20 protein-coding genes and 2 tRNA genes are annotated in these 22,445 nt (G+C 69.7%); 4 read left to right on the top strand and 18 right to left on the bottom strand.

All coding sequences use genetic code 11. The features are described 5' to 3' along the window. Window positions 1-18 precede the first annotated feature (18 nt). Together VNF92_02915 and VNF92_02910 are read right to left on the bottom strand one after the other, a co-directional pair. Window positions 19-1,008, bottom strand: coding sequence for an asparaginase (locus VNF92_02915; GenBank protein HVA56814.1), 990 nt, complete (start codon window positions 1,006-1,008; stop codon window positions 19-21). Between the two features lie 94 nt (window positions 1,009-1,102). After that, a complete protein-coding gene (locus tag VNF92_02910; GenBank protein HVA56813.1) occupies window positions 1,103-2,002 on the bottom strand; it encodes a DMT family transporter in 900 nt (299 codons plus the stop codon). A gap of 173 nt (window positions 2,003-2,175) precedes the next feature. Between VNF92_02910 and rfaE1 the strand changes: the two genes are divergently transcribed. The 4 genes from rfaE1 to VNF92_02890 all read left to right on the top strand — a co-directional run bounded on the left by rfaE1 (window position 2,176) and on the right by VNF92_02890 (window position 4,828). Continuing rightward, window positions 2,176-3,180 (top strand): D-glycero-beta-D-manno-heptose-7-phosphate kinase, encoded by a 1,005-nt coding sequence (rfaE1, locus tag VNF92_02905; protein ID HVA56812.1) that lies wholly within the window; start codon window positions 2,176-2,178, stop codon window positions 3,178-3,180. Further along, the gene (locus VNF92_02900; protein ID HVA56811.1) at window positions 3,149-4,522 is read left to right on the top strand and encodes a VanZ family protein; all 1,374 of its coding nucleotides are present in this window, start codon (window positions 3,149-3,151) and stop codon (window positions 4,520-4,522) included. Before rfaE1 ends, VNF92_02900 begins: the two co-directional genes overlap by 32 nt. A gap of 72 nt (window positions 4,523-4,594) precedes the next feature. Next, window positions 4,595-4,668, top strand: a tRNA-Ile gene (locus VNF92_02895). Between the two features lie 86 nt (window positions 4,669-4,754). Further along, a tRNA-Val gene (locus tag VNF92_02890) sits at window positions 4,755-4,828 on the top strand. A 68-nt stretch (window positions 4,829-4,896) separates the two neighbouring features. On the opposite strand, the gene VNF92_02885 is transcribed toward VNF92_02890, so the two are convergent. The 16 genes from VNF92_02885 to VNF92_02810 form a co-directional block, all read right to left on the bottom strand. Beyond that, the gene (locus VNF92_02885) at window positions 4,897-5,610 is read right to left on the bottom strand and encodes a hypothetical protein (GenBank protein HVA56810.1); all 714 of its coding nucleotides are present in this window, start codon (window positions 5,608-5,610) and stop codon (window positions 4,897-4,899) included. A gap of 33 nt (window positions 5,611-5,643) precedes the next feature. Further along, window positions 5,644-7,155, bottom strand: a complete 1,512-nt coding sequence (locus VNF92_02880) for a hypothetical protein (protein HVA56809.1) — start codon at window positions 7,153-7,155, stop codon at window positions 5,644-5,646. Beyond that, entirely contained in the window at window positions 7,152-8,591 is a 1,440-nt protein-coding gene (locus VNF92_02875) for a proton-conducting transporter membrane subunit (protein ID HVA56808.1), read from the bottom strand. The genes VNF92_02880 and VNF92_02875 overlap by 4 nt, the downstream gene beginning before the upstream one ends. Then, window positions 8,591-9,229, bottom strand: a complete 639-nt coding sequence (locus VNF92_02870) for an NADH-quinone oxidoreductase subunit K (GenBank protein ID HVA56807.1) — start codon at window positions 9,227-9,229, stop codon at window positions 8,591-8,593. The genes VNF92_02875 and VNF92_02870 overlap by 1 nt, the downstream gene beginning before the upstream one ends. A gap of 2 nt (window positions 9,230-9,231) precedes the next feature. Beyond that, window positions 9,232-10,155 carry an NADH-quinone oxidoreductase subunit H gene (locus VNF92_02865; protein HVA56806.1) on the bottom strand — a complete coding sequence of 308 codons (924 nt, stop codon included), beginning with the start codon at window positions 10,153-10,155 and terminating at the stop codon, window positions 9,232-9,234. Beyond that, the gene (locus VNF92_02860) at window positions 10,152-12,116 is read right to left on the bottom strand and encodes a proton-conducting transporter membrane subunit (GenBank protein HVA56805.1); all 1,965 of its coding nucleotides are present in this window, start codon (window positions 12,114-12,116) and stop codon (window positions 10,152-10,154) included. The genes VNF92_02865 and VNF92_02860 overlap by 4 nt, the downstream gene beginning before the upstream one ends. Then, entirely contained in the window at window positions 12,116-14,104 is a 1,989-nt protein-coding gene (locus VNF92_02855; GenBank protein HVA56804.1) for a proton-conducting transporter membrane subunit, read from the bottom strand. The genes VNF92_02860 and VNF92_02855 overlap by 1 nt, the downstream gene beginning before the upstream one ends. Window positions 14,105-14,111: 7 nt before the next feature. After that, window positions 14,112-14,822 carry a PTS sugar transporter subunit IIA gene (locus tag VNF92_02850; GenBank protein HVA56803.1) on the bottom strand — a complete coding sequence of 237 codons (711 nt, stop codon included), beginning with the start codon at window positions 14,820-14,822 and terminating at the stop codon, window positions 14,112-14,114. Window positions 14,823-14,838: 16 nt separating this feature from the next. After that, complete coding sequence (locus tag VNF92_02845; GenBank protein HVA56802.1) at window positions 14,839-15,531, bottom strand: helix-turn-helix domain-containing protein; 693 nt, start codon at window positions 15,529-15,531, stop codon at window positions 14,839-14,841. 107 nt (window positions 15,532-15,638) lie between these two features. Continuing rightward, on the bottom strand, window positions 15,639-16,889 hold the full coding sequence (gene hflX, locus VNF92_02840) for a GTPase HflX (protein HVA56801.1): 1,251 nt from the start codon (window positions 16,887-16,889) through the stop codon (window positions 15,639-15,641). Window positions 16,890-16,947: 58 nt separating this feature from the next. After that, on the bottom strand, window positions 16,948-17,397 hold the full coding sequence (locus VNF92_02835) for an LEA type 2 family protein (protein HVA56800.1): 450 nt from the start codon (window positions 17,395-17,397) through the stop codon (window positions 16,948-16,950). 41 nt (window positions 17,398-17,438) lie between these two features. Then, window positions 17,439-18,818 carry a replication-associated recombination protein A gene (locus VNF92_02830; protein ID HVA56799.1) on the bottom strand — a complete coding sequence of 460 codons (1,380 nt, stop codon included), beginning with the start codon at window positions 18,816-18,818 and terminating at the stop codon, window positions 17,439-17,441. Next, a complete protein-coding gene (locus tag VNF92_02825) occupies window positions 18,815-20,149 on the bottom strand; it encodes a CCA tRNA nucleotidyltransferase (protein HVA56798.1) in 1,335 nt (444 codons plus the stop codon). The genes VNF92_02830 and VNF92_02825 overlap by 4 nt, the downstream gene beginning before the upstream one ends. Then, on the bottom strand, window positions 20,142-21,101 hold the full coding sequence (locus VNF92_02820) for an asparaginase (GenBank protein ID HVA56797.1): 960 nt from the start codon (window positions 21,099-21,101) through the stop codon (window positions 20,142-20,144). Before VNF92_02820 ends, VNF92_02825 begins: the two co-directional genes overlap by 8 nt. Further along, window positions 21,098-21,853, bottom strand: coding sequence for an SDR family oxidoreductase (locus VNF92_02815; GenBank protein HVA56796.1), 756 nt, complete (start codon window positions 21,851-21,853; stop codon window positions 21,098-21,100). The genes VNF92_02820 and VNF92_02815 overlap by 4 nt, the downstream gene beginning before the upstream one ends. Next, window positions 21,850-22,425, bottom strand: coding sequence for an SIS domain-containing protein (locus tag VNF92_02810; protein ID HVA56795.1), 576 nt, complete (start codon window positions 22,423-22,425; stop codon window positions 21,850-21,852). Before VNF92_02810 ends, VNF92_02815 begins: the two co-directional genes overlap by 4 nt. Window positions 22,426-22,445: the final 20 nt, after the last annotated feature.

The following is a 22,445-nucleotide window of genomic DNA, read 5'->3' as shown; positions in this document are numbered from 1 at the left end:
GCGCAAAATCGCGCGCCGTCAGGCGACCGGCCGGATCTCACCGACCAACTCGCCCCGCGTGTTGAGGATCGGACGACGCGCCAGGTCCGCCAGTCGCGGCGGGAGCTGAGCCGGGAGCGCATCGACCATCTGCAGAACGCGGAGGAGCGCCGGATACTGCGCGCGGCCCGCCCCGTCTTCGGCCTTGATCGCCACGCCCACCCCGCGGTCAAGGCTCACGGCGGAGTGCACCCCTTCGGCGCCCACCTTGCAGATGATCCGGCCGGCGGTCAATTCCATCAGGATCGTGTCGAACCGGTCCGTGCCGCCGACGAGGAAGGGGTGCGCCCCCATCGCGTGGACCACCTGGGCGGGGCCCGGTGCGCCGTCCACCGCCGCCTGCCCCAGCCGGGCATACGCCGTCGCCATGCCTATTAGCGATAACGAATACTCGACCACACCGCAGCCGTCCACGGCGCAGCCGACGGCGTCGCGGTCGACCCCCGACCAGCGGCTCACCGAGGCGAGGCACCCCTGCTGCACCCGGTGCGCCCCCGTATGGTAGCCCGCAGTGCTCCACCCCGCGGTCTTGGCCCGACCCAGCATGGCCGCGTGCTTGCCCGAGCAGTTGTTGTGCAGCCGCGTCGGAGTCTGACCAGCGTCGCGCAACAGTTGCGCCCCGCGCGCCGATAGCGGCTCGTGCGGGCCACAGGCCAGGTCTCCCTCGACCAGGCCCAGGTCGGCGAGCATCGCCGCGGCGATCGCCACGTGCTCCGGCTCTCCGCCATGCGAGGCGCAGGCGAGCGCCAGCCGCTCCTCACCCCATCCCAGCGCCTCGAAGCCACCGGCCTCCACCAGCGGCATCGCCTGGAACGGTTTGGCGCACGAACGCCAGTGGGTGACCAGCCCGGGATCGCGGGCGAATGCCACCAGCTCGCCAGACGGGCGCACCACCGCGGCGTGCACGCGGTGGAGCGATTCCGTGCTGTCGCCGCGCGTGACGGCGATATCGAGGTGCAGCTCGGCCATGCCGGGAGTGGGAAGAGGGGTTCGCGAGAGGAAAGCCGCTCCCGAAAGATAACCCCGGCCGGCCCGCTCCTCCTGTCGAAGCGCCCGTCAGGCGTCAGGCGTCGGCCACTGCGGGAGGCGCGCCCCGGGTGGTGGCCCTGGCGATGCCGAATAGCACCAGCGCGCCGCCCGCTACCGTGCCCCAGTTGGGAAATTCGTGGATGCTGGGAATCAGCGCCGCGAGGATCGTGGCGCCGATGGGCTCGCAGAGGAGTGCCAGGTTCACGACGTACGCCGGCACATAGCGCAGTGCGTAGTTCAGGCCCGTGTGTCCGAGCAGCATGGGTCCCAGCGCCAGCGCGGCGAAGATGACGAGTTGGCGCGGCGGCTGCGGCAGCAGCACGACGCCCGTGCCCCGCGCCGCCGCGATCAGCACCACGAAGCACGCACCGTACACCACGGCCACGTAGGGCCAGAGGTCGAGCGTGGCGCGCAGCTTGCGACCGGCCACGAAATAACACGCGCCGGCGATGGCCCCGACGAACGCCAGCGCGTCGCCGAACAGCGCGCGGCCACCCACGCCCGCCCCTTCGCGCATCAGATCGGGAAGGGTGACGACGACCGCGCCGACCATCGCAATCGCGATCCCGCCCCACTGGCGGCGGGTCGGCATCTCACGCAACCACACGACCGACAGCAACCCGACGATGGCCGGCTGCATGTCCACCAGCACCACCGACGCCGACACCGTGGTGAGGTTCAGCGATGCATTCCACGACCAGAAGTGCACGGCGAGCATGCCGCCCGCGCCGAGACCGACGAGTAGGTCGCGCCGGCCCAGGGTGCGGAGTTGCCGCCAGCTCCCCGTGGCCACGAGAGCAACGGCAACCACGACGAGCGAGAACCCCAGCCGACCCGCGGCCACGGTGAGCGCCGGCGCACCCGAAAGGCGGGTGAGCGGTCCGCCGAACGAGATGCCGAGGACGGCCATGGCGAGGACGACGGCAGGGGACATGCGGACAAAGGGTGGGCGGACGGGCATATTCTGTCCAGGGCCCCGCTCGTCGCTGCACCCACGGGCTCAGAGCGCAGATGTCCCACGTGCCAGCGCACGGCAGCGGGCTTCGGTTATCAGTTTCGCCGCGTTCGGTTCGCCGTCCACCGCCCGCCATCGTAGATTTCTGCCCCATGCCCCTGTCCATCTCCCGCGACCGACTCGCCGCGCTGCTCGCCGAGGCCCCCTCGCAACGCGTGGCCGTGATCGGCGATGCCATGCTCGACATCTATCTCGTCGGCGACGTCGACCGCATTTCGCCCGAGGCGCCGGTGCCGGTGGTGCGTGTGCGCGAGCGGCGCTATGCGCTGGGTGGGGCCGCCAACGTGGCGCAGAATGTCTGCGCCATCGGCGCCCATTGCCATCTGGTGGGTGCGGTGGGCACCGACGCAGCCGGATCCACGCTTCGCACGATGCTCGACGCGATGTCGGTGGAGTCTGACCACCTCGTGGACGTCGGCCGTCCCACCACCACCAAGACCCGCGTCGTGGCGCGCTCGCAGCAACTAGTGCGGGTGGACGAGGAGGACGACGCCGATCTCGGACGCGGGGAGATCGACCGCCTGCTCGACGCCGTGCATTCGGCGATCGCCGCGTCCAATGCGCTCGTGCTCGAGGACTACAACAAGGGCGTGCTGGTGGCAGAGGTGATCACCAAGGCGATGACGTGGGCGCGGGAGCGCGGCATTCCCATCGTCGTCGATCCCAAGTACCGCAATTTCTTCGCGTATCGCGGCGCGACCGTGTTCAAACCCAACCTCCGCGAACTGGAGGCCGCCCTGGGCGCCGAGATCAGTCTCGATGAAACGCGGGCGCTGCCCCAGGTGTTCGCCCGTCTGGGCGTGGACCACCTGCTGCTCACGCTCGGCGAGCGTGGCATGGCGCTCATTTCGCACGATGGCAACGTGCTGCGAATCCCGACTGTGGCGCGCGAGGTGTACGACGTGGTGGGCGCCGGCGACACGGTCACGGCGTATCTTGGCGCCACACTGGCGGCGGGGGCGACGGCGAGCGAGGCAGCGGTAATCGCCAACTTCGCCGCCGGAGTCGAGGTGGGCAAACTTGGCGCCGCCACCGTGACCGGCGAAGAAGTGCTGGCGTCATACGATGCGTTCGTCGAGCGCCAGGGGCACCGATGATCGCCCTCGTGCCCAACGTGGAGCTTCTATAACAACGACGAACGTCTCCGCCCGGGTCTACCGAACGGCGCGCATCGCGTACGTGGCCGTGGTGGCGCTTGCGACGCTGACGGATCTCCACCTCTCAGGTGACCTATCCGCGGCGTCCCGGAGGCTCGCGCGCTCACTGGACCCGAGCCTGGGATGGCGCGACGCGATCGACGGATTGCGGAACGTGGCACTCTTCGCGGGGCTGGGGGCGGTCTGGGTGGCGACGTCGGCGTCGGGCGCGATCCGCGCCGAAGTCCGGAAGGCGGTCCTGGTCGGCTGCGCACTCAGTGCGACCGTCGAGGCGACGCAGGTCTTCTCGCCCACCCGCACCGCGAGCATCGTGGACCTGGCGACGAATACGTTCGGGGCGTTCGTCGGGGCACTGGCAGTGGCCCAGGTAATCGCGGAGATCGGCCGGAACAAGCGGTCGCGCTCGTACCTCGGGATCCCTGCCTTCCTGTTGGCAGGGCCGTATGTGATCGCGACACTGTGTGAGGCAGTGACGCCGCTCTTCACCAGCGAACAATTGCCGGACATTCCGGGTGGCCCGATGGCCTGGTTGCGCGATGCGTTGCATGCGTCGCTGCCGCTCTCGTTGTCCCACGTTCCACTCACCGACTTCCTGCTGTTCGCGCCGGCGGGCTTCCTGGTCGTGGTGATGCTCAGCGAGCGCGGGGCCGGCGCGGCCTGGCCCAGGGTCGCCACGGTTGGCTCAGGTCTCATGTTCGCCGCCGAATTCGCGCACGGGTTCATCAGGCTCCCGATCCGTTGGGAGGCGGCCGCGTTGCACGCCATGGCGTGGAGCGTGGGTGCGTGGGCGGCGCATCGCTGGCTCGCGCCACTCTCGCGCACAATGCGTGGTCCGGCGCGAGCCCGCGCCGCGCTCGGGGCCTACGGCGTGATCCTGGCCTTGTGGGGATGGCGGCCCTTCATCCTGGAAACGAGCGGTCGCGCCATCGCCGCGCAGTTCGCGGTGGGCCACCTCGTGCCGCTCCAAGCGCTTGCCGGACGCGTGGACGTCTTCAGCGCACTGCACATCGCACAACAGTTCTTCCTGTACTTCCCCCTCGGTGGCCTCCTGGCGGTGTGGCCGCTCCGTCTGGCCGGTCGCTGGTCGCATCTGTGGTCCGGAGTGGGGCTCGCTGTTCTTATCGAAGCTGGGCACTCCGTGGTTTCGGGCCGGTTCATGGACGTGACTAACCTGTTGATCGCATGCGCCGGACTGGGATTGGGGTGGATCCTCGTGCGCCGCGTGGGATTCCGACCGTATGGAGCGGCGCTGCAGCAATCGGGCGCTCGTCCGGTGGCGTAGCCGGAGACGCTGCCGCCAAGCGCATCCCGGAGTTGTCTACGGCGTTCTCGGGTGTGATGTTTCTGAATCGTCGGGGCCTTAGCTCAGTTGGTTAGAGCAGTGGACTCATAATCCAACGGTCGCAGGTTCGAATCCTGCAGGCCCCACTCGACGGCCGCCTCCAGGCACCGCACTACCATCCGCCGCGGCGCGCGGTTAGGTTTTCCGGACTGCGTGCCGCTCGGCATGCTCCGGTCGCGTAGCTCAGCTGGTTAGAGCGCTGGTCTCACATACCAGAGGTCCGGGGTTCGAGTCCCTGCGCGACCATGAAAGATGGGGGCCCCGAAGGGGCCCCCATCTTTCATGCGGCGATGCCTTCGCGCGCAGCCACCGCGTCAACCGCTCGAATGCACGCGTTCGCGGGGCATACGGCCGAGGAGACGCAGCAGACCGTCGAGCACCGTGAGGGGGTGCGGTGGGCAGCCTGGCACGTACAGGTCGATGGGCAGGTCCGGATCCATGCCGACCTCGGGGCTGCCGGCGAACGGTCCACCCGCGATGGCGCATGCACCGACCGCGATCACGAGTCGCGGGCTGGGCGTGGCCTCGTACGTCTTCCGCACGGCAGCGAGCATGTTGCGATTCAGCGCGCCCGTGATGACGAGCCCGTCGGCGTGCCGCGGCGAGGCGACGAACTGCACCCCGAACCGCGCCATGTCGAACACGACGTTGCTCATCGCGTTGAGTTCCCCTTCGCAGCCCCCACAGCTACCCGCCACCACGGACCGGAGCTTGAGCGAGCGACCGAACAACCGGCGCATCTCGGCGTCCAGCGCCCCCGCGAGCTCCACCTGCCCCGTGCTCGAGACGAGCGCCGCGCGACTCGACGCGGCCATGCGGTAGTCCGCCGTGTAGCGCACGGTGCCGCCGGCGCCGGTGCCGGCCTCCTCGGGGCTGAACAGGCAAGCGCCGACGTCCAGTGGCGCACCACCAGGCGACGCTTCAAGAACCGGCAAGCCGCGGAACCGGTCCGGAAACTCCACGTCGCGCCCGGGGAACGGCGACGTGCGCATCCCCTGCGCCATTCGGGTTCTCAGCAGATCGAACATCGGCATTCTCCGGCGCGCGCGCGCCACGTGGCGTTAGAGATCATGGCCGGCATACGAGAGATTGAAACTCTTATTGCACAGGGGAAAGTCCGAGATCTGGTTGCCCGGCATCGACGCGGCCAGCGCGGGCCAGTTGTGGAACGACGCGTCCACCACCTTATGGCGGCGGATCGCGCCCCGATCGTCGGTCACGACCACGTGAGCCAACTCGCCGCGCCAGCCTTCCTGCAACGCCACGACGAGTTCATTGGGGCGCAGCGGACCACACGGGATACGCGTCTCGCCCCGAGGTAGCGCGCCGAGCTGTTCGATCGCGAACTCCAGCGAGCGCCGCACCTCGTGCCACCGGACCAGCGCGCGCGCGTGGACGTCGCCCGCCCATCCCGTAGCCACGGGAATGTGCGCGAACCTGAAGATTCCGTACGGATGGTCGTGCCGCACGTCGCGCGCCACCTCGCACGCCCGGGCAACCGGCCCCACGAATCCCAGTTCGATGCATTGGTCGTGCGATACCGCCCCCACCCCTTCGAGGCGCGCCTGCACCGACGCGCTCTCGAACATCAGCGCTGCCACCGGCTCCAATTCTAGACGCAGCACTTCGAGTCGCGAACGCATCTCGGCCGCCATCTCCGGCGGGAGGTCCCAGCTCACCCCGCCCGGCCGGATCAACCCGCGACCGTACCGATTGCCGGACACCGTCATCAACAGATTGAGACATTCGCCCCGTAGCGCGCCGAAATAGGCGGCCGCCGGTTGATACGCCACGTCGCCTGCGATGGCGCCCAGATCTCCGATGTGATTCGCCAGCCGCTCGATCTCGAGCGCGATGCCGCGGATCGCCTGCGCGCGCGGCGTTTTCCGGCAACGCGCCAGCGCCTCGATGGCGCCGCAGTAGGCGCCCACGTGGCCAATCACGGTGTCGCCGGCGATGGATTCCGCCACGAGCACGGCGCGCTCCGCGGTCGTCGTCTCCAACAGGCGCTCCACACCCCGATGCTGGTAGCCGAGCATGATCTCCAGGAACAGTACTTCCTCGCCGTGGGCCTGAAACCGGAAGTGCCCCGGCTCGATCACGCCAGCGTGCACTGGACCCACCGCCACCTCGTGCACCTCGGAACCCTCGACGCGGAAGAACGGATGGCGCTCGGGATCGAGCACAACCTCGGCGCGCGCCGGCGGTCGATGATCGGGCAGATGCCGGCGCAGCGGCTTCAGCCAGGGGTGGCCCTCGGGAGTCACGCCACACTGCTCGGCGATCTCCCGCTCGAAGGCGTGCACCTGGGGGCACTCGGGCGTGAGCGCAGGATAGCGATCGCCGACCACCGTGCTCGTCGCGCCAAGTTCGCCGCGCGTGTCGTCGGCGAGCACGGCGACGATGCGCGTCCGGTCGCTCCCTTCGGGCATGCCGAACAGCGCGACCACCCGCCAGCCGTCGCGCACCGCCACGATCACGGTGCGGCGAAAGTCGTCGACAGACTCCGTCGGCACGGCCTCGAACGACACCGCGCGGCGATTGCGCAGGCCCAGCGCGCTGAACGCTGTCACGGCGCCCTCCCGCCGAGCGCCGCGGCCGCGTGCACCAGCGCGCGCTGCAGCGGCGCCGGGATGTACAATCCGAGGAGCAGCACCGCGCCCGCCAGCGCGATCGGACCGGCCACCAGCCACGGGCTTTCGCGCACCACGGGCACGCCAGGCTCGGGTTCGCCGAGCGCCATGTTCAGGATGAGCATGGCCATCCCAACGAAGATCACGGCGAGCAGCAGCAGCGTGACAACGGCGATCCACAGGTGTCCGCCGTTGACGGCGGCGCGGAGGATGGTGAATTCGCTGAGAAACAAGCCGAACGGCGGCGAGCCGGTGACCGCGAACAGGCCGGCCACCAGCAGCACGCCGGATACCGGAAGCGTGCGGATGAGTCCGCGATTGCCCGCGGCCGCCGAGGTGCCGGTGGCCAGCACCACGTTGCCAGCCACGAGGAACAGCCAGCCCTTGGCGAGGCCGTTGTTCACGAGATGGAGCACGGTGCCGTACGCGCCCACGCCGCCCAGGCCGAGCCCGAGCACCAGCAGGCCCATGTGCTCGACGCTCGAGTACGCGAGCAATCGCTTGAGATCCCCCTGCCCGATGATGAACGCCGCCGCCGTGGCCAGCGACAGCAGCCCGAACCCGAGCAGTACCGGCTGCACGAACGGGCCGAGGCCCGCCGCCATGGTGATCTCTGTGATGCGCGCGACGCCGAGGAACGCACAACTGGTGAGCGCGCCCGCCATCAGCCCGCCCACGAGGGCCGGCGCTTCGCCGTAGGTATCCGGCTTCCATGTATGCATGGGGGCGAGCCCCATCTTGGTGCCGAAGCCGACGAGCAGGAACAGGAACGCAGCGCGCAGCCACGCCGGCTGCAACTGGCGAGCGTGCGCCACGAGGTCGCCGAGGATCAGCGGATTGCCAGTGACGCCGTGCTGCGCGCTCGCAAGAAAGAACATCCCGAGCAATGCCAGCGCGATGCCCACCGACGAGATCACGAGGTACTTCCAGACGGCTTCCAACGACCGGCGATCGTGCCGGTGGAAGATGAGCGGCGCCACCGTCAAGGTCGTCGCCTCGAGCCCCACCCACAGCATGGCCAGGTGCTGGCTGAGCGCCACGACCGTGGTCGCGGCAAGGAACCCGAGCAGGCCGCTCACGAACACGCGGCCCCCACGCGGCGTCGCGCGCTGCAGGTAGCCCACGGTGTAGATCGCCGTCACGAAGAACAGCACGCTGGTGAGCGTGAGCACGATGAGCCCGAGGGCATCGTCGCCGAGCCACCCGTTGATCGCGCTCCCGCCTGGGGCGCCCCACAACGTCGCGGTGATGGCGAGATGCACGGCCGCCGTGCCGACCAACACCGCGACGCGCCACCGCGTCACCCGCGGCGACGGCACGGCGCCGGTGATCGCGGCGGCGAGCACCGGGAGTAGGACCAACGCAATCAGGCGCATCAGTCCTTGAGCTCGGTCAGCCGCGCCGAATCGAGCGAATCGAACTCGCGGTTGATGTGAAAGACCACGATCCCCATGATGAACACGCCGGCGAACACGTCGAGCAGAACGCCGAGCTCCAGGAGGAACGGCACGCTCTCCGTCTGCGTGAGGCCGAAGAGATAGATGCCATTCTCGAGCATCAGGTAGCCCACGACCTGCGTGAGCGCCTTGCGCCGCGTGGTGAGCACCACCAATCCGATCATCACCGTGGCCAAGGCGACGGGCACGAGCAGCGGCTCGCGCACGTCGCCGGCGGGAAGTCGCGCCGAGATCGCAAACGCGAGGGCGAGCGCCAACGCACCCAGCAGCAGCGAGGTGATGAACCCGACCAGCGGCTCCACCTCGCGCCGCACGGCCGCCTCGCGAATGGCCCAGAGCAGGAACCAGGGCAGGATCACCGCCTTCACCAGCACCGTCCCCACCGCGAGACTCCCCACGTGCAACGTGAGGTGCGACGCGAGCGCCACCGGCAACAGGCCGAGGAGAAGGCCCTGCGCCGCCACCGCGCGGATACACGTGCGCAGCCGCGAGGTGCCGAGCACCGCGAAGTTGGTGAGCACCACGAGCAGGAGGAGCAGTTCCGCGCTGGTCTGCATGGTCAGCGGAGCAGGAGGATGATGCCGAATAGCGCCAGGGCCCCGGCGCCCACGATCAACTGCGGTACGCGCGTGAGCCGCAGGCGCGCCATGACCGACTCGACGACGCCCACCATCACGGCCACCACGGCCAGCCCCACGACGAGCAACGCCAACCCCGCCCACATCGGGAGCGCGCCGCGCGGCGCCGCCATGCTCACCAACACCGCCGCGAAGATGGAGAGCTTGAGCGCGCTGCCATACAGGATGAGCGCGAGATCGGGCCCGCTGTGATCGAGCACGATGACTTCGTGGACCATCGTCAGCTCGAGATGCGTGGCCGGATCGTCCACCGGCACGCGCGAATTCTCGGCGAGCAGGAGCACGAACAGCGCCAGCCCCACCAGCACCAGCGAGGCCGTGTCGCGCGGCCATGCCGTGGCGAGCGCCGGGCCTAGCATGTTGCTGAGCGACAGGTGCCCGGTGACCAGCACGAGCCCAACGAAGCAGAGAAACAGCGCCGGCTCGGCGAAGCTCGCAAACGTGACTTCGCGGCTCGCCCCCATGCCCTCGAAGCTGGAACCGGTGTCGAGGCCCGAGAGCACGAGCGCGAACCGCGCCAGGGCGAGCAGCCCCGCGAACGCCACGAGGTCGCCGGCAAAATGAATCGGCGCGACGCGGCCATTGAGCGGAAGCAAGAGCGCGGCCGCGAGAAGCGACGCCAGCACCACCACGGGCCCGGCGCGGAAGACCCACGTGGTGGTGGTGCTGTACACCGAACCCTTGCGCGCCAGCTTGGCCAGATCGCGATACAACTGTAGCACCGGCGCCCCGCGCCGTCCCGTGAGCAGCGACTTGGTCTTGATGGCGATCCCCGGAAGCGCCGGCGCCACGAGCAACAAGACGGCCAGCGCCGCGAGCGCGCTCCGGTCGACGAACGCCATCATGACATCCACCCCGCGAGCATCAGGTATCCGAGCGCCACCACCAGCGCCGCCACGATGTACAGCAGGTACTGCGACAGCCGGCCCCGCTGCAGGGGGCGGATCCGCCGCGCCGCCGATTCGATCCCGTGCCACACCGGCACCATGATCCGGTCGAGCACCGGGTCCGCCGCATGCGTCGCCAATGCCAGTGCCGTGCGCTCGGTGTGGAGGCCCGCCACGCTCCGATAGGCCGTGAGCAGCGGCGCAGCGAACGACGACGCGGTGTATTGCATCCGCGCCGTCGGCGTGGTGAATGCGCAACCCCACGTCCCGGCCACCGTGGAGCCCCGGCGCGCCGACCATCGCGACCGCATCACCAAGCCCACCGCCAGCGTCGCCGCGAATGCAAGCACGAACCAGGTGACGGCGCCCGCGGCGGGGTCCGCGCCACCCAGCCACACCGCGGTGGGCGACGTACCGGCCACCAGCGAACCCACCCGCAGCAGCGGCGCCACCACGAGGACCGGCAGCAGCCCGATCGCCGCGCACGCCGCCGCCAGCGCGATGAGCGGCCCGGTCATGCCGGCCGGGGACTCGTGCGCGACGGACACGGTTGAATCGCGCGGGCTGCCGAGAAATATCACGCCGACTACCTTGGAAAAGCACGCCAGCGCGAGCGCACCGACCAATCCCAGCACGGCGACAGCGAGCACGGCAAGGCGCGCCGTGCTGGCCACGAGGCCCGCGTCGAGCAGGGCGCGGTACACCAGCCACTCGCTCACGAAACCATTGAGCGGCGGCAGCCCGACGATCGCCGCCGAACCCAACAGGAAGGTGATCGCGGTAATGGGCATGCGCCGCGCCAACCCGCCCAGGCGGTCGATCTCACGCGTTCCGGTCGCGTGCGCCACCGAACCCGCGCCCAGAAAGAGCAGACCCTTGAACAGCGCGTGATTCACCGTGTGCAGGGCCGCGCCGGCAAAGCCGAGCACGGCCACCAGCGGATGGCCGTACGTGATGCCCAGCGAACCGGCACCGATCCCTAAGAGGATGATCCCGATGTTCTCCACGCTATGGAACGCGAGCAGCCGCTTCAGGTCGTGCTGGGCCAACGCCCACACGACGCCCAGGATGCCCGAGACCGCGCCCGCCATGAGCAGCAGCCACCCCCACCAGGCGGGCGGCCCCTGCATCAGAAGGCTCACGCGCAGCAGGCCGTAGATCCCCATCTTGATCACCACGCCCGACATGATGGCCGAGACGTGCGACGGAGCGGCAGCGTGGGCTTCGGGAAGCCAGAAGTGAAATGGCACGAGTCCCGCCTTCATGCCGAAGCCGAGCAGCGCCGCGCCCAGGACGGCGACCTGTGCCACACCGTGGAGCGGCCGCGCCGCGAGCGACGCGAAGCTGAGGTTGCGGGCCCCCGTTCCCCACACCGCGAACAACCCGAACAGCGCCAGCGTCCCGACGTGCGTGGCCACGAGATAGAGCATCCCTGCGCGGCGCACCTCGGCCTGACCGTGATCGAGCACGATCGCGGCGTACGAGGCCAGCGCCATGGCCTCCCACGCGATCAGGAACGGCAGCGCGGCCCGCGCGATCACCACCACCGACAGTGCAGCCATGAGCGTGGCGACAAAGAAGAGCGACGCGCGCGCCCCGCGCCGCGTCGCTCCGGCCCGCAGGTAGGTCACGCCGAAGAACGCGCAGGCCGAACCGACGGCGAGGATCACCAACAGGAACAGCGCCGACAGCGCGTCCAATCCGAACACCCACGATCCGCCCGGCATCTGCGTCGCGATCGAAACGTCGGGCACCGAACCTCCAGCCAGCACACGCACCGCGGGGATGCACCCCACCACCGCGGCGCCCAACAGGCCCACACGAAACGTCGCGTCGGCAAGATCGGGCCGTCGCCACAGCACGGCGTTGAGCACGCCGGCCGCCACCATGAGGGCGATGCTCCATGCCACGAACGCCATCAGCCCGGCCCCGACCGGAACAACAGCGCGAGCAGCACGGCGACGGCCGCCACCATGTACAGCAGGGACGTCGTCACCCGGGCCCGATGAAGCGCGCGCAGGCGCGCCGCCACGCGCCCCGCACTTGAGAACACCGGCCGATAGACCTCTTCGAGCACGCGGTCCGCCGTCGCCGAAGCCCATGACGCGGCCGCAGGCCACAGCGACCCCGACACCCCGCGCCCGTCCGCCATGCCCTGCCGCCGCGTCTCCGCGCGGAGCACCGGCTGCATGACCGTCGTGAGCCCCCCCGCGAACGACGTGGAGCTGTATTGCATGGACGGCGTCGCACCCGCGAACCCGCAGCCCCACGTATCGTCAGCGCGGCGCGGCGATCGCCGCGCCGATGCGGCGCGCAGCGCGGCGACGAGCACCGCCAACGCGCCCAGCACGGGCAGGAGCGCCGTCAATGGGAGCAGCGCGGCGCCGGCCGCGGCGACATCGGCGCCCGGCGCCGTGCCCCTACCCGCCGGCGCCAACACACCCACCACCCGACTCGGCACCGCCGCGATCGCAACGCACCCGGCACCCAACACCACGATTGGCAGACGCGTCATCCACCCCGGTTCGCGCGCGTCCGCCGCCTCCGGTGAACGTGGCTTGCCGAGGAGGCCGACGCCCACGAGGCGCGTGAACCCCGCCACGGCGAGCCCACCCGCGAACGCCAGTGCGGCCAGGGCGCCCAGCAGCACCACGCGGTCGAACCCCGCGAGGTTCAGAATTCCCGAAAGCAGCGCGCGCAACAGGAGCCATTCACCGGCGAACACGTTGAGCCCGGGCAGCGCCGCGAGCGCCGCCGCGCCGAGCACAAGCACGCCGCCCACCAGTTTCCAGCGGCGCAGCACTCCGCCCATGGCGTCGAGTTCCCGACTGTGGACGCGGAGGGCGACGGCGCCGAACCCGAGAAACAGCAGGCTCTTGGCCAGCGCGTGATTCCAGAGATGCAACAACGCCGCCATCCAGCCGAGCCCGGCCAGGACGGGATCGTGCAGCGACGTGCCCAGGAGCCCGACACCCATGGCAAGCGCCGTCAGCCCAGCGTTCTCGACCGTCGAGTACGCGAGCGCCCGCTTCACGTCGCGCTGTGCCAATGAGAACAGGATCCCGCCGACCGTGCCCACCGCGCCGAGCGCCAGGAGCACGTAGGCCCACCACACGGGCGGCGCTCCGAACAGCGGGAAGAACCGCGCCATCCCGTAGAAACCCATCGTGATCATCACGCCCGACATCAGCGCCGACACGTGCGAAGGCGCCGAGGAATGCGCGTCGGGCAACCATACGTGCATCGGCACGATCCCGGCCTTGGTTCCGAACCCGATGAGGGCCAGCGCGAACAGCACCCCCGCAGGCACCGCCGCCGGACCCGCGAGCGGCGCGATCGCGAAGCCGTTGTTGGCCCCTGCCAGCAGCAATGCCATGAGCAGCAACGCCGCGGTGGCGAGATGGCCAGCTATCAGGTATTGAAGCCCCGCCACGCGCACACCGCCACGATCGTGATCCTCCACGACCAGCGCCCAGGAGCTCAGTGTCATCAATTCCCACGCCACGATCAGAAGCACCAGGTTGGCGGCGGTGACCACGAGCGCCATGCTCAGCAGCAGCAGGTTGTAGGCCGCGAACGACCCCGCGCTCGAGCGCGCCGGCGCATGTTCTCGCTGGTAGGCCACGCCATACACGGCGCCGAGCGCCCCGATGACTGCGATCGGCAACAGGAAGACCGCCGCCAACGGATCGAGGCGCAGCGCGAGCGCGCCAGCGGGCACGCTCCACGGCGCCTCCCACAGGCGCGGGGCGCCGCCTGCCAGCACCGTGCCACCGGCGGTCAGCGCCGCGAGCCCGCCGGCCACGGCCCCCGCGGCGCCGAGGGCCGCAGGCATGGAACGCCCGCGCGCGACCAGCGCCGCAAGAGCGCCGATGGCCCAACACCCGATCGCGGCGGCGAACGCCATCACCGGCTCATGCTCCGCTCCGCGTGGCGTCCGGACGCGCGCTCGAGGCGGAACCCGCCTCCAACGCCGAGATGCGCGCCAGAATCTCGTCCGTCGCCGCAGCCGTGCGCAGTAACCGCCGAAGCTCCACGTCGCGCAACACGAATCCGAGCTTGGCAAGAATCCGCAGGTGCGCCGGCACGTTGGGACTCACCACTAGGAACAGCGCGCCCACGGGCTGACGGTCCACCGCCTCGAACTCCACCGGCTGTTTGAGCAGACAGAGGGCGACGAAGGATCGCGCCACGTGCAAGAGAATCGGATTGCGAACATGCGGAATGGCGATGCCGTCGCCGATGCCGGTGGATCCCATCGCTTCCCGCGCCTCGAGCACGGTGACCAGAAACTCCCGGTCCACGTCGTCGGGAAGCGGCAGCAGCGCGACCACGTGGCGCAGCACCTCCGGCTTTGTCGCTCCGCCGACGTCTCGGTACACCCCCCCCTCCGCGATGAGCGCCGACAGCGCGGGCACCGCGTCCGGCGCGCGCTGCGCCTGCTCGAGCAGGCTGCGCGACACCGGGATCCCCTGCTCCACCGCCCACTCCCAGAGTTCGATGGCGTTGCAGTAGAGCCGCTCGTTCACGCGGTGCGCCGGCAGCCCCCGCGCCGTGATCCAGCGGCGGGCCGTGGCCTCGGGCACGTCGAGGTACGAGGCGACCTGGCGGAGCGTCAGTTGCATGGGTATCCGGAGGCGGTCACTGAGCCGAGACGAACAGCCGGCTCGCGGTACGGCGGACGAGCTCGATCACCTGAGCGGCGTCCGTCGCGTAACGCAGCGCGGAAAGGAAACCGGGCTCCTGGCACAGCCGCGTCAGTCGGGCGAGCAGCACGAGCTGGTCGCGCTCGCTCCGCCCCAGCACGAGAATGAGCGTGTCGGTCACGCTGCCGTCCAACGCCCCGAATTCCACCGGCGACTGAACGCGACCGATCGCCACCAGATCGTGTGCCTGAAGCACACGCGGCCGGCTTCGTGCCGTGTGCAGGAGCGCCACCCCACCTGACAACGCTGTGCTGCACAGCCGTTCGCGTTCGAGCACGCGCTCGCACACGAGATCGCGCGACACCGGCTCCGGGAACCGCACGCTCTCTACGAATGCCCGGATCACGGTCTCCTGCGAACCGGCAGGCACGGTGATGCGCGCGTTGTCCGGGGCGATCAGGTCGGCGATGGCGGGAACCGGCTGCCCGGACGCTTCGTCACCTTCGAGGGCCTGCAGGGAGTCGGCGTCGAGGCGATGCATGTTCACATCCAGCCACTCGTCCAGGGTCGCCTTCCGGAAGCGCCACTGCCCGCCGACCTTGACGGCGGGCAGGTCGCCCCGCTCCAGCAGCCGATACACCGTGCGCTGGGACAACTGCAGATATTCGGCGAGTTGTTTGGGGCTCAACAGGTCTGGCAGCTCGGCATCCCACTATTGTTGACGAGTAATTATGGCCATTTTCATCGCCATTTGTCAACTCTTGTCATAAGCTGTCATATTTGAATAGCCAATACTCAGACCTGCTCGACCTCCGCGCCCGCGCTTCGCAGCCGTCCGGCCAGCGCGTCGTTCACCCGGGCCCGCACGATCAGCCGATCATCAACGGTGCGCTGCTCCAGCACCTCGCCCTCACGATGAATGAAGGCGAGCAGCTTGCCGTCAGCCGCCGACAGGCGGATTTCCGACACCGGCCGGCGTGCGCGCACAGCCGCCTGCAGGGCCCGGCGCAGCGGCTCCAATCCCCCCTCGGCGTTCGCCGACACGAAGATGGCCCCGGGCGACGCGGTGGCCATGCGCCCCTGGAGGGCGAGCAATGCCTCGTCGCTCAGCGCGTCCACTTTGTTGAATACCAGCAGCACCGGCTTGTCCTGGAGGCCCAGCTCCTCGAGCACTTGCTCCACCACCTGGCGCTGGTCTTCCCACAAGGGGTGGCTGGCATCGACGACGTGCAGCAGGATGTCGGCGTCGCTCGTCTCCTCCAGCGTGGCGCGGAACGACGCCACGAGGTGGTGCGGCAGCTTGCGAATGAACCCCACGGTGTCGGTCACCAGCACGTGAGCGTTCTCGCCCAGATCCACTTCGCGGGTGAGCGGATCGAGCGTCGCGAACAGGCGGTCTTCCACGAACACGCCGGCGTCGCCAGCCAGCCCGCGCAGGATCGATGACTTGCCGGCGTTGGTGTAGCCGACCAGCGACGCCTTGAACGCGCCATGCCGCGATTGCCGCTGTACCACGCGCGCCTTCATCACGTCCCGCAACCGCCCGCGCAGCAGCTTGATGCGATGGTTGATCAACCGGCGGTCCGTTTCGAGCTGCGTTTCACCGGGGCCGCGCACGCCGATGCCCCCGCGGAACTTCTCGAGGTGGGTCCACATGCGGGTGAGCCGCGGCAGCATGTACTCGAGCTGGGCCAGTTCCACCTGCATCTTGGCCTCGCTGCTCCGCGCGCGGGTGGCGAAGATGTCGAGGATCAGTTCCGCGCGATCCACGACGCGCTGGCCGATGGCGTCCTCGATGTTCTTGCCCTGTGTGGGCGACAGCTCATCATCGAAGATGACGAGCGTGGCGCCCAGCTCCCCGACGCGGGCGCGCAGCTCGTCGAGCTTGCCCGCGCCAAGGTACGTGCCCGAATGCGGACGGTCGATCTGCTGGGTCATTTCGCCTACCACCGTCGCGCCCGCCGTATCGGCCAGTCGCGCCAGCTCCCGCAGGTGTTCGTCGAGTGCCCGCCGGCCGCCGGCGCGCTTCAACGGGGCGCCGACCAACAGCGCCCGGTCCGCCGCCTGCGTGACGTCGATCAGTTCTCGTGCGATGCGCGTCTCCCTAGTGAATCGTGGCGTTGACGGTGGTGAAACGCCCGCTCGACGTGAAGGGGAAGGTGCGGCTGCCGATCGGCGAATCGACCGTGATGTCGCCCACCACGCGGTAGTTCACCGCGCCGGTCTGCGTCAACTCGCGACCGGCCGCGCCCACGCCGGCGTAGCTGAACGTCACCGGCAGGTGCACGATGGTGGTGTCGCCGCCGCGGAACGCACTCCGCTCGCTCACGTTGCCATCGGCGACCTCGACGGTGTCAACCAGCAACCGATAATGGAGGCTCGTAGCGTCAAGCTGGTAGCCGTTGGGATTGTACACCGCGAGCACGACATCCAGGTTGCCCCCCGTGATCCCGAGCCCCGCCAAGCGCACGTCGCGCAGCACCACCGTCGGCTGCTTGAAGAACTGTCGGCCGAGGGTCGCACACCCAGCCATGACCGCCAAGGCCCCGGCCATCCATACTACTTTGCTTACGGAAGTCCGCACCATTCGCCACCTCATACACTGTGGTCTCCCTCATCGGCCCGGCGTTTGCGCTCGGCCCACCAGGCCAACCGCCTGGCGATCTCCTTTTCGAATCCGAACGCGCCCGGTTCGAAGAACGTGGTGCCCCGCAATCGCTCCGGCAAATATTCCTGCGGCACGTACGCCTCGGGCACCGCATGTGCGTATTGATACCCACGCCCATACCCCAGTTCCTTCATCAATCCCGTGGGCGCGTTGCGGATGTGCAGCGGGACCGGCTCGGCGGGCGTGTCCCGCGCGGCCGCCATCGCCGCGTCCAGCGCCCGTTTCGAACTGTTCGACTTGGGCGCCGTTGCGAGATACACGGTCATCTCGGCCAACGGAAGATAACCCTCCGGGGCGCCCAGCATGTGGAACGCGTCGCGCGCCGCCACCGCGAGCTTGAGCGCCTCGGGATCGGCCAGTCCGATGTCCTCCGCTGCCATGGCGATCGCCCGCCGGAACAGGACCATCGGGTCGGCACCGCCGTCGATCATCCGCGCCATCCAGTACAGCGCGCCCTGCGGATCGCTGCCGCGCAGGCTCTTGTGGTACGCGCTCAGCATGTTGTAGGTCTCTTCGCCGCCCTTGTCGAATCGCGCGAATCGGAACTGCAGCGCCTCCCGCGCTTCGGATTCCCCGATGCGCCCACCCTGCCCGGCGTGGGCCGCCGCCGCTTCGAGCACCGTGAGCGCGCGCCGTGCATCGCCGTCCGCTTCGGCGGCGATGAGCGCCATCGCGGGTTCGTCCACCACGAGCTTCCGGCCGCCCAACCCGCGCTCCTCGTCGGCCAATGCCGAACGAATCACCGTCTCGATGTCCTGCTCCGACAACGGCTCGAGCACGAACACTCGCATGCGAGACCGCAATGCGCCGATGATTTCGAACGACGGATTCTCGGTGGTGGCGCCGATCAGCGTGATGGTGCCCGATTCGACGTGCGGGAGGAACGCGTCCTGCTGCGCCTTGTTGAAGCGGTGAATCTCGTCCGCGAAGAGAATCGTCCCCCGCCCCAGCAGGCGGCGCGACTCCGCCTCCGCCACGATCTCACGCACGCGCGGTACGCCCTCGGTGACGGCCGAGAACGGCACGAACTCACGGTCGGCGTGCCGGGCGATGAGGCGTGCAAGCGTCGTCTTGCCGGAACCCGGCGGTCCCCAGAATACCATCGAGCCCACGGTTCCCGATTCGATGGCGGCTCGCAGCGGCTTGCCGGGGGCGAGTATCTGCCGCTGACCCACGAACTCGTCGAGCGTGCGCGGACGCATGCGAGCGGCGAGGGGCGCATCGTCGGGGCGCGCCCAGAGTGAGGCCCCCCCGGCCTTGTCTCCGCCGCCGGTGGCGCGCGCTCCGCGCTTGCCGCCGCGGGTCACGGTCCCTCCGACCTGGCTGCCGCGCGCAGTTCGTCGGCGCGCGCCAGCAGCGCCGATGGCGTGTTCCGCGCCGGATCATCCAACACCCAATCGAGCAACGCCTGGAGGATCTTGCCGAGCGCGGGCCCCGCGGGAATACCGGCGCGCCGCAGGTCGTCGCCATCCAGCGCGAGATCGCGCAGATCCACCGGATCGCGGAACGCCGCGCGGAGTGCGCGCCGGTAGAGCGCTCGGATCGCCTGAGGCGAGGGCGCGGATGGCGTCACGCGACGCCGCACGGCCCAACGCGCGCCGGCAAGCCGGAAGTACCCCGGGAGGTGCAGGCGGCCCACGCTTGCCACCCAGCGCCGCACCTCCGCGTCGGTGATCGGCGCGGCGGCGATCAGTGCGTTTCCCATGGATCCACCTACCGCTTGCCAGCGTTCCACCAGCATCTGGATCCAGGTCATCTCCAGCTTGGAGCAGCGCAACGCCGTGAGCGCCGCCCCGATCTGCTTGGCGGGCACGTCGCTGAACAGCATGGCCATTCGATGCACGCGGCGGTTCGGACGGTGTGGGATGCCCGGCTTCGCCAGGCAATCGAGCGCGTCCACGACCTCGTCGCTCACGCCGGCCAGCGCCGGCACCAGCACCGGGAGGGCCCCGGCTTCGCGCCACCGCCGAAGCGCCGCACTCGGCGCCGCCACCTGCTCCATGGTCTTCTCGAGCTCCTGCTTCACCCGCTCGGGCGACAGCCGTCCCAGGTACGGCGCACTCTCGACGATGGCCCGCCAGGTGGGCTGGTCGATCGCGAACCCGAACCGCGCCGAGAACCGGATCGCGCGCAGCGCGCGCAACCGATCCTCGCGCATCCGCTGGCCCGGATCGCCCACGGCGCGCACCAGCCGCCGCTCGAGATCGCGGCGACCATCGAACGGATCGTGCAACCGCTCCAGCCGCGGCGAGTACGCGATGGCATTGATCGTGAAGTCGCGGCGCGCGAGGTCCTCATCCAGCGAGACGCCGAACTCGACCTCGGCGTGGCGCCCGTCCGTGCGCACGTCGCGGCGAAAGGTGGTCACCTCGTGCAGCGTCTTAGTGTCGTCGAGCACACCCACCGTCCCGAATTCGATGCCTACGGGAATCGTGCGCCGATGGCCGAACAGCGCGCGCACCTGTTCCGGGGTCGCCGCCGTGGCCAGATCCCAATCCAGGTGCTGATGGCCGAGCAGCGCGTCGCGCACGGCGCCCCCCACGCACCATGTTTCGTGGCCGGCATTCTCCAGCCTCCCGGCGATCTCGAGCACCGGCTTGGGCGGCCGCAGCTTGCGCAGGTCGTCGTGCTCAGCCATCGAACACCGAGCGCAGGTCGACGCCGGCGCCGAGTGCGAGCATGAGGTCGATGCGCGCCTGCGTGGGCCGGCGGCTGCCCGCGAAGAGCGCGCCGGCCTCGAACAGCCGGCGCCCCCCGCCCGGGTACCCGTACGTGTGCCCCACGCGGCCACGCAGGGCGCGCGAGGTGATCACCACCGGCTTGCCGTCGGCAATCCACCGGTCGATCCCCTCGGCCATCGGCGGCGGGACGTTGCCCCGCCCCATCGCCGCCACCACCACACCCAGCGCGGCCTGGCGCGATGCGTCGAGAAGGCGGGCGTCGGCACCGCCCCAGGCGTACACAATGTCCACCGGCTGGGCCGGCGCCTCGGGGGCCAACACCGCCAACGAACCCTCCACGAGGCGCCGCACGATCACGCGCCCGTCGTCCACCACGCCCAGCGGCCCCAGACCAGGGCTCTCGAACGCGTCTGGCATGTGCGTGTGCACCTTGGTCACGTCGAGAGCGCTGAAGATACGATCGCCCATCACGACCAGCACGCCCAACCCACGCGCCTCGTTGCTGGCGGCCGTGCGCACCGACGCACCGAGGTTGGCCGGCCCATCCCACCCGAGGTCGCTCGACGTGCGCATCGCGCCGGTGAAGACGACGGGCTTTTCGGTGTCGAGCGATCGCGCCATGAGGTACGCCGACTCCTCCAGGGAGTCCGTGCCGTGGGTGACGACGATGCCTTCGACCTCGGGGCGCGCCAGATGCGCAGCGATGCGCGCACGCAGCGCCCACACGCGCTCCACGGTCATATGCGGACCGGGAAAGGCGCCGAAGTCATCGACCTCGAGTTGCGCGATCCGATCGAGGCCGGGCGCGAGCGCCAGGATGTCACGCCCGGCGAGCGCGGGTACGGCCCCGCCCGCCGCGGGATCGTGGCGCATGGAGATCGTCCCGCCGGTGAATATGAGAACGATCATCCGCAGAGCACGCTGCCGCCATTCACGTTCACGATCTCTCCGGTGATGTGCCGGGCGAGCGCCGAACAGAGGAATACGATCGGCCCGGCGATGTCCCGGGCGTCGGCCACACGCCCCAGCGGAATCGTGGCCGCGATTCGCTCCCGCCCGCCGTCGGCGTAGGGTACGTCGCACATCTCGGTGTCCACCCAGCCCGGTGCGACGCTGTTGATCGTGATGTCCCGCCTGGCGAGTTCGGGGGCCAGGGACTTCACGAACGAGATCATCGCGCCCTTCGACGCCCCGTAGTCGGAATGAAACGCCTCGCCGCGCTGGCCGGCCGTGCTGGACACGAGCACGATGCGTCCGTGGTCGCGGAGCACGCGAGCGGCGGCCCGGGTGGTGTAGAACATCGAATCGACGTTCTGCGCCATCGTGTGGCGCCAGCGGGCATCGGAGATCTGCGTAACGTCCTCCTCCTCCACCGGCCAGATGCCGGCGTTGCCCACGAACAGGTCGAGCGCGCCGAGCTCGGCCACCGCTCCGCGCACCAGATCGTCGGCGCCGTTCGAGGTGGCGATGTCGGCTGCCACCGCAACGGCCCGCACGCCCAGCGCGCGCGCCTCGGCGGCGACACGCTCGGCATCCACCGCCCGCGCTCGATAGCCGAGCACGACGTCGGCGCCCGACTCGGCGAGCAGGAGCACGGTCGCCGCGCCGATGCCCCGCGAGCCCCCGGTCACGAGCGCGCACTTTCCGGCGAGATCGATCACAGCGTCTTCTCCACGATGTCGCAGATGATGTGTTCGAGACACAGATGCAGTTCCTGCGCCCGGTCGGTTCGATCGGTAGGAATCACCACCGCGTGGTCGGCCAGGGCACGCAGCGCTCCACCATCGCGGGCGGAGAAGGCCAGCACCTTCGCCCCGGCCGCGCGGGCCGCCTCGGCGGCCCGCAGCACGTTGGGCGAATTGCCGCTGGTGGAATGGATCACGAGCAGGTCGCCGGGCCCCGCCAGGGCTTCGACCTGGCGCGCGAACACCTGGTCGAATCCGAGATCATTGCCGGCCGCGGTGAGAAGGGATGAATCGGTGGTGAGGGCAACGGCCGGGTAGGCACGCCGGTTGCGCGTATAGCGCACGACGTATTCGGTGGCCACGTGCTGGGCGTCGGCGGCGCTGCCCCCATTGCCACAGAAGAAGAGCGTACCACCCGCCTTCACCGTGTCACGCACGAGGCGCAGCGCCTCGTCGAGCTCGGCGCCCATGGTGTCGGCCACGTGGAGCGCCGTGTCGGACAGCGCCCGAAGGGCTTCGCTGAACTCCCTACTCGATGATCGCGTCACTCCGGCGCCTCCGCCGTTGG

It is taken from the genome of Gemmatimonadaceae bacterium, assembly GCA_035533015.1.
Taxonomy (GTDB): Bacteria; Gemmatimonadota; Gemmatimonadetes; order Gemmatimonadales; family Gemmatimonadaceae; genus JAGWRI01.
The sequence above is the reverse complement of the archived record's forward strand: the minus strand, read 5'-3'. Positions and strand labels throughout refer to the sequence as shown.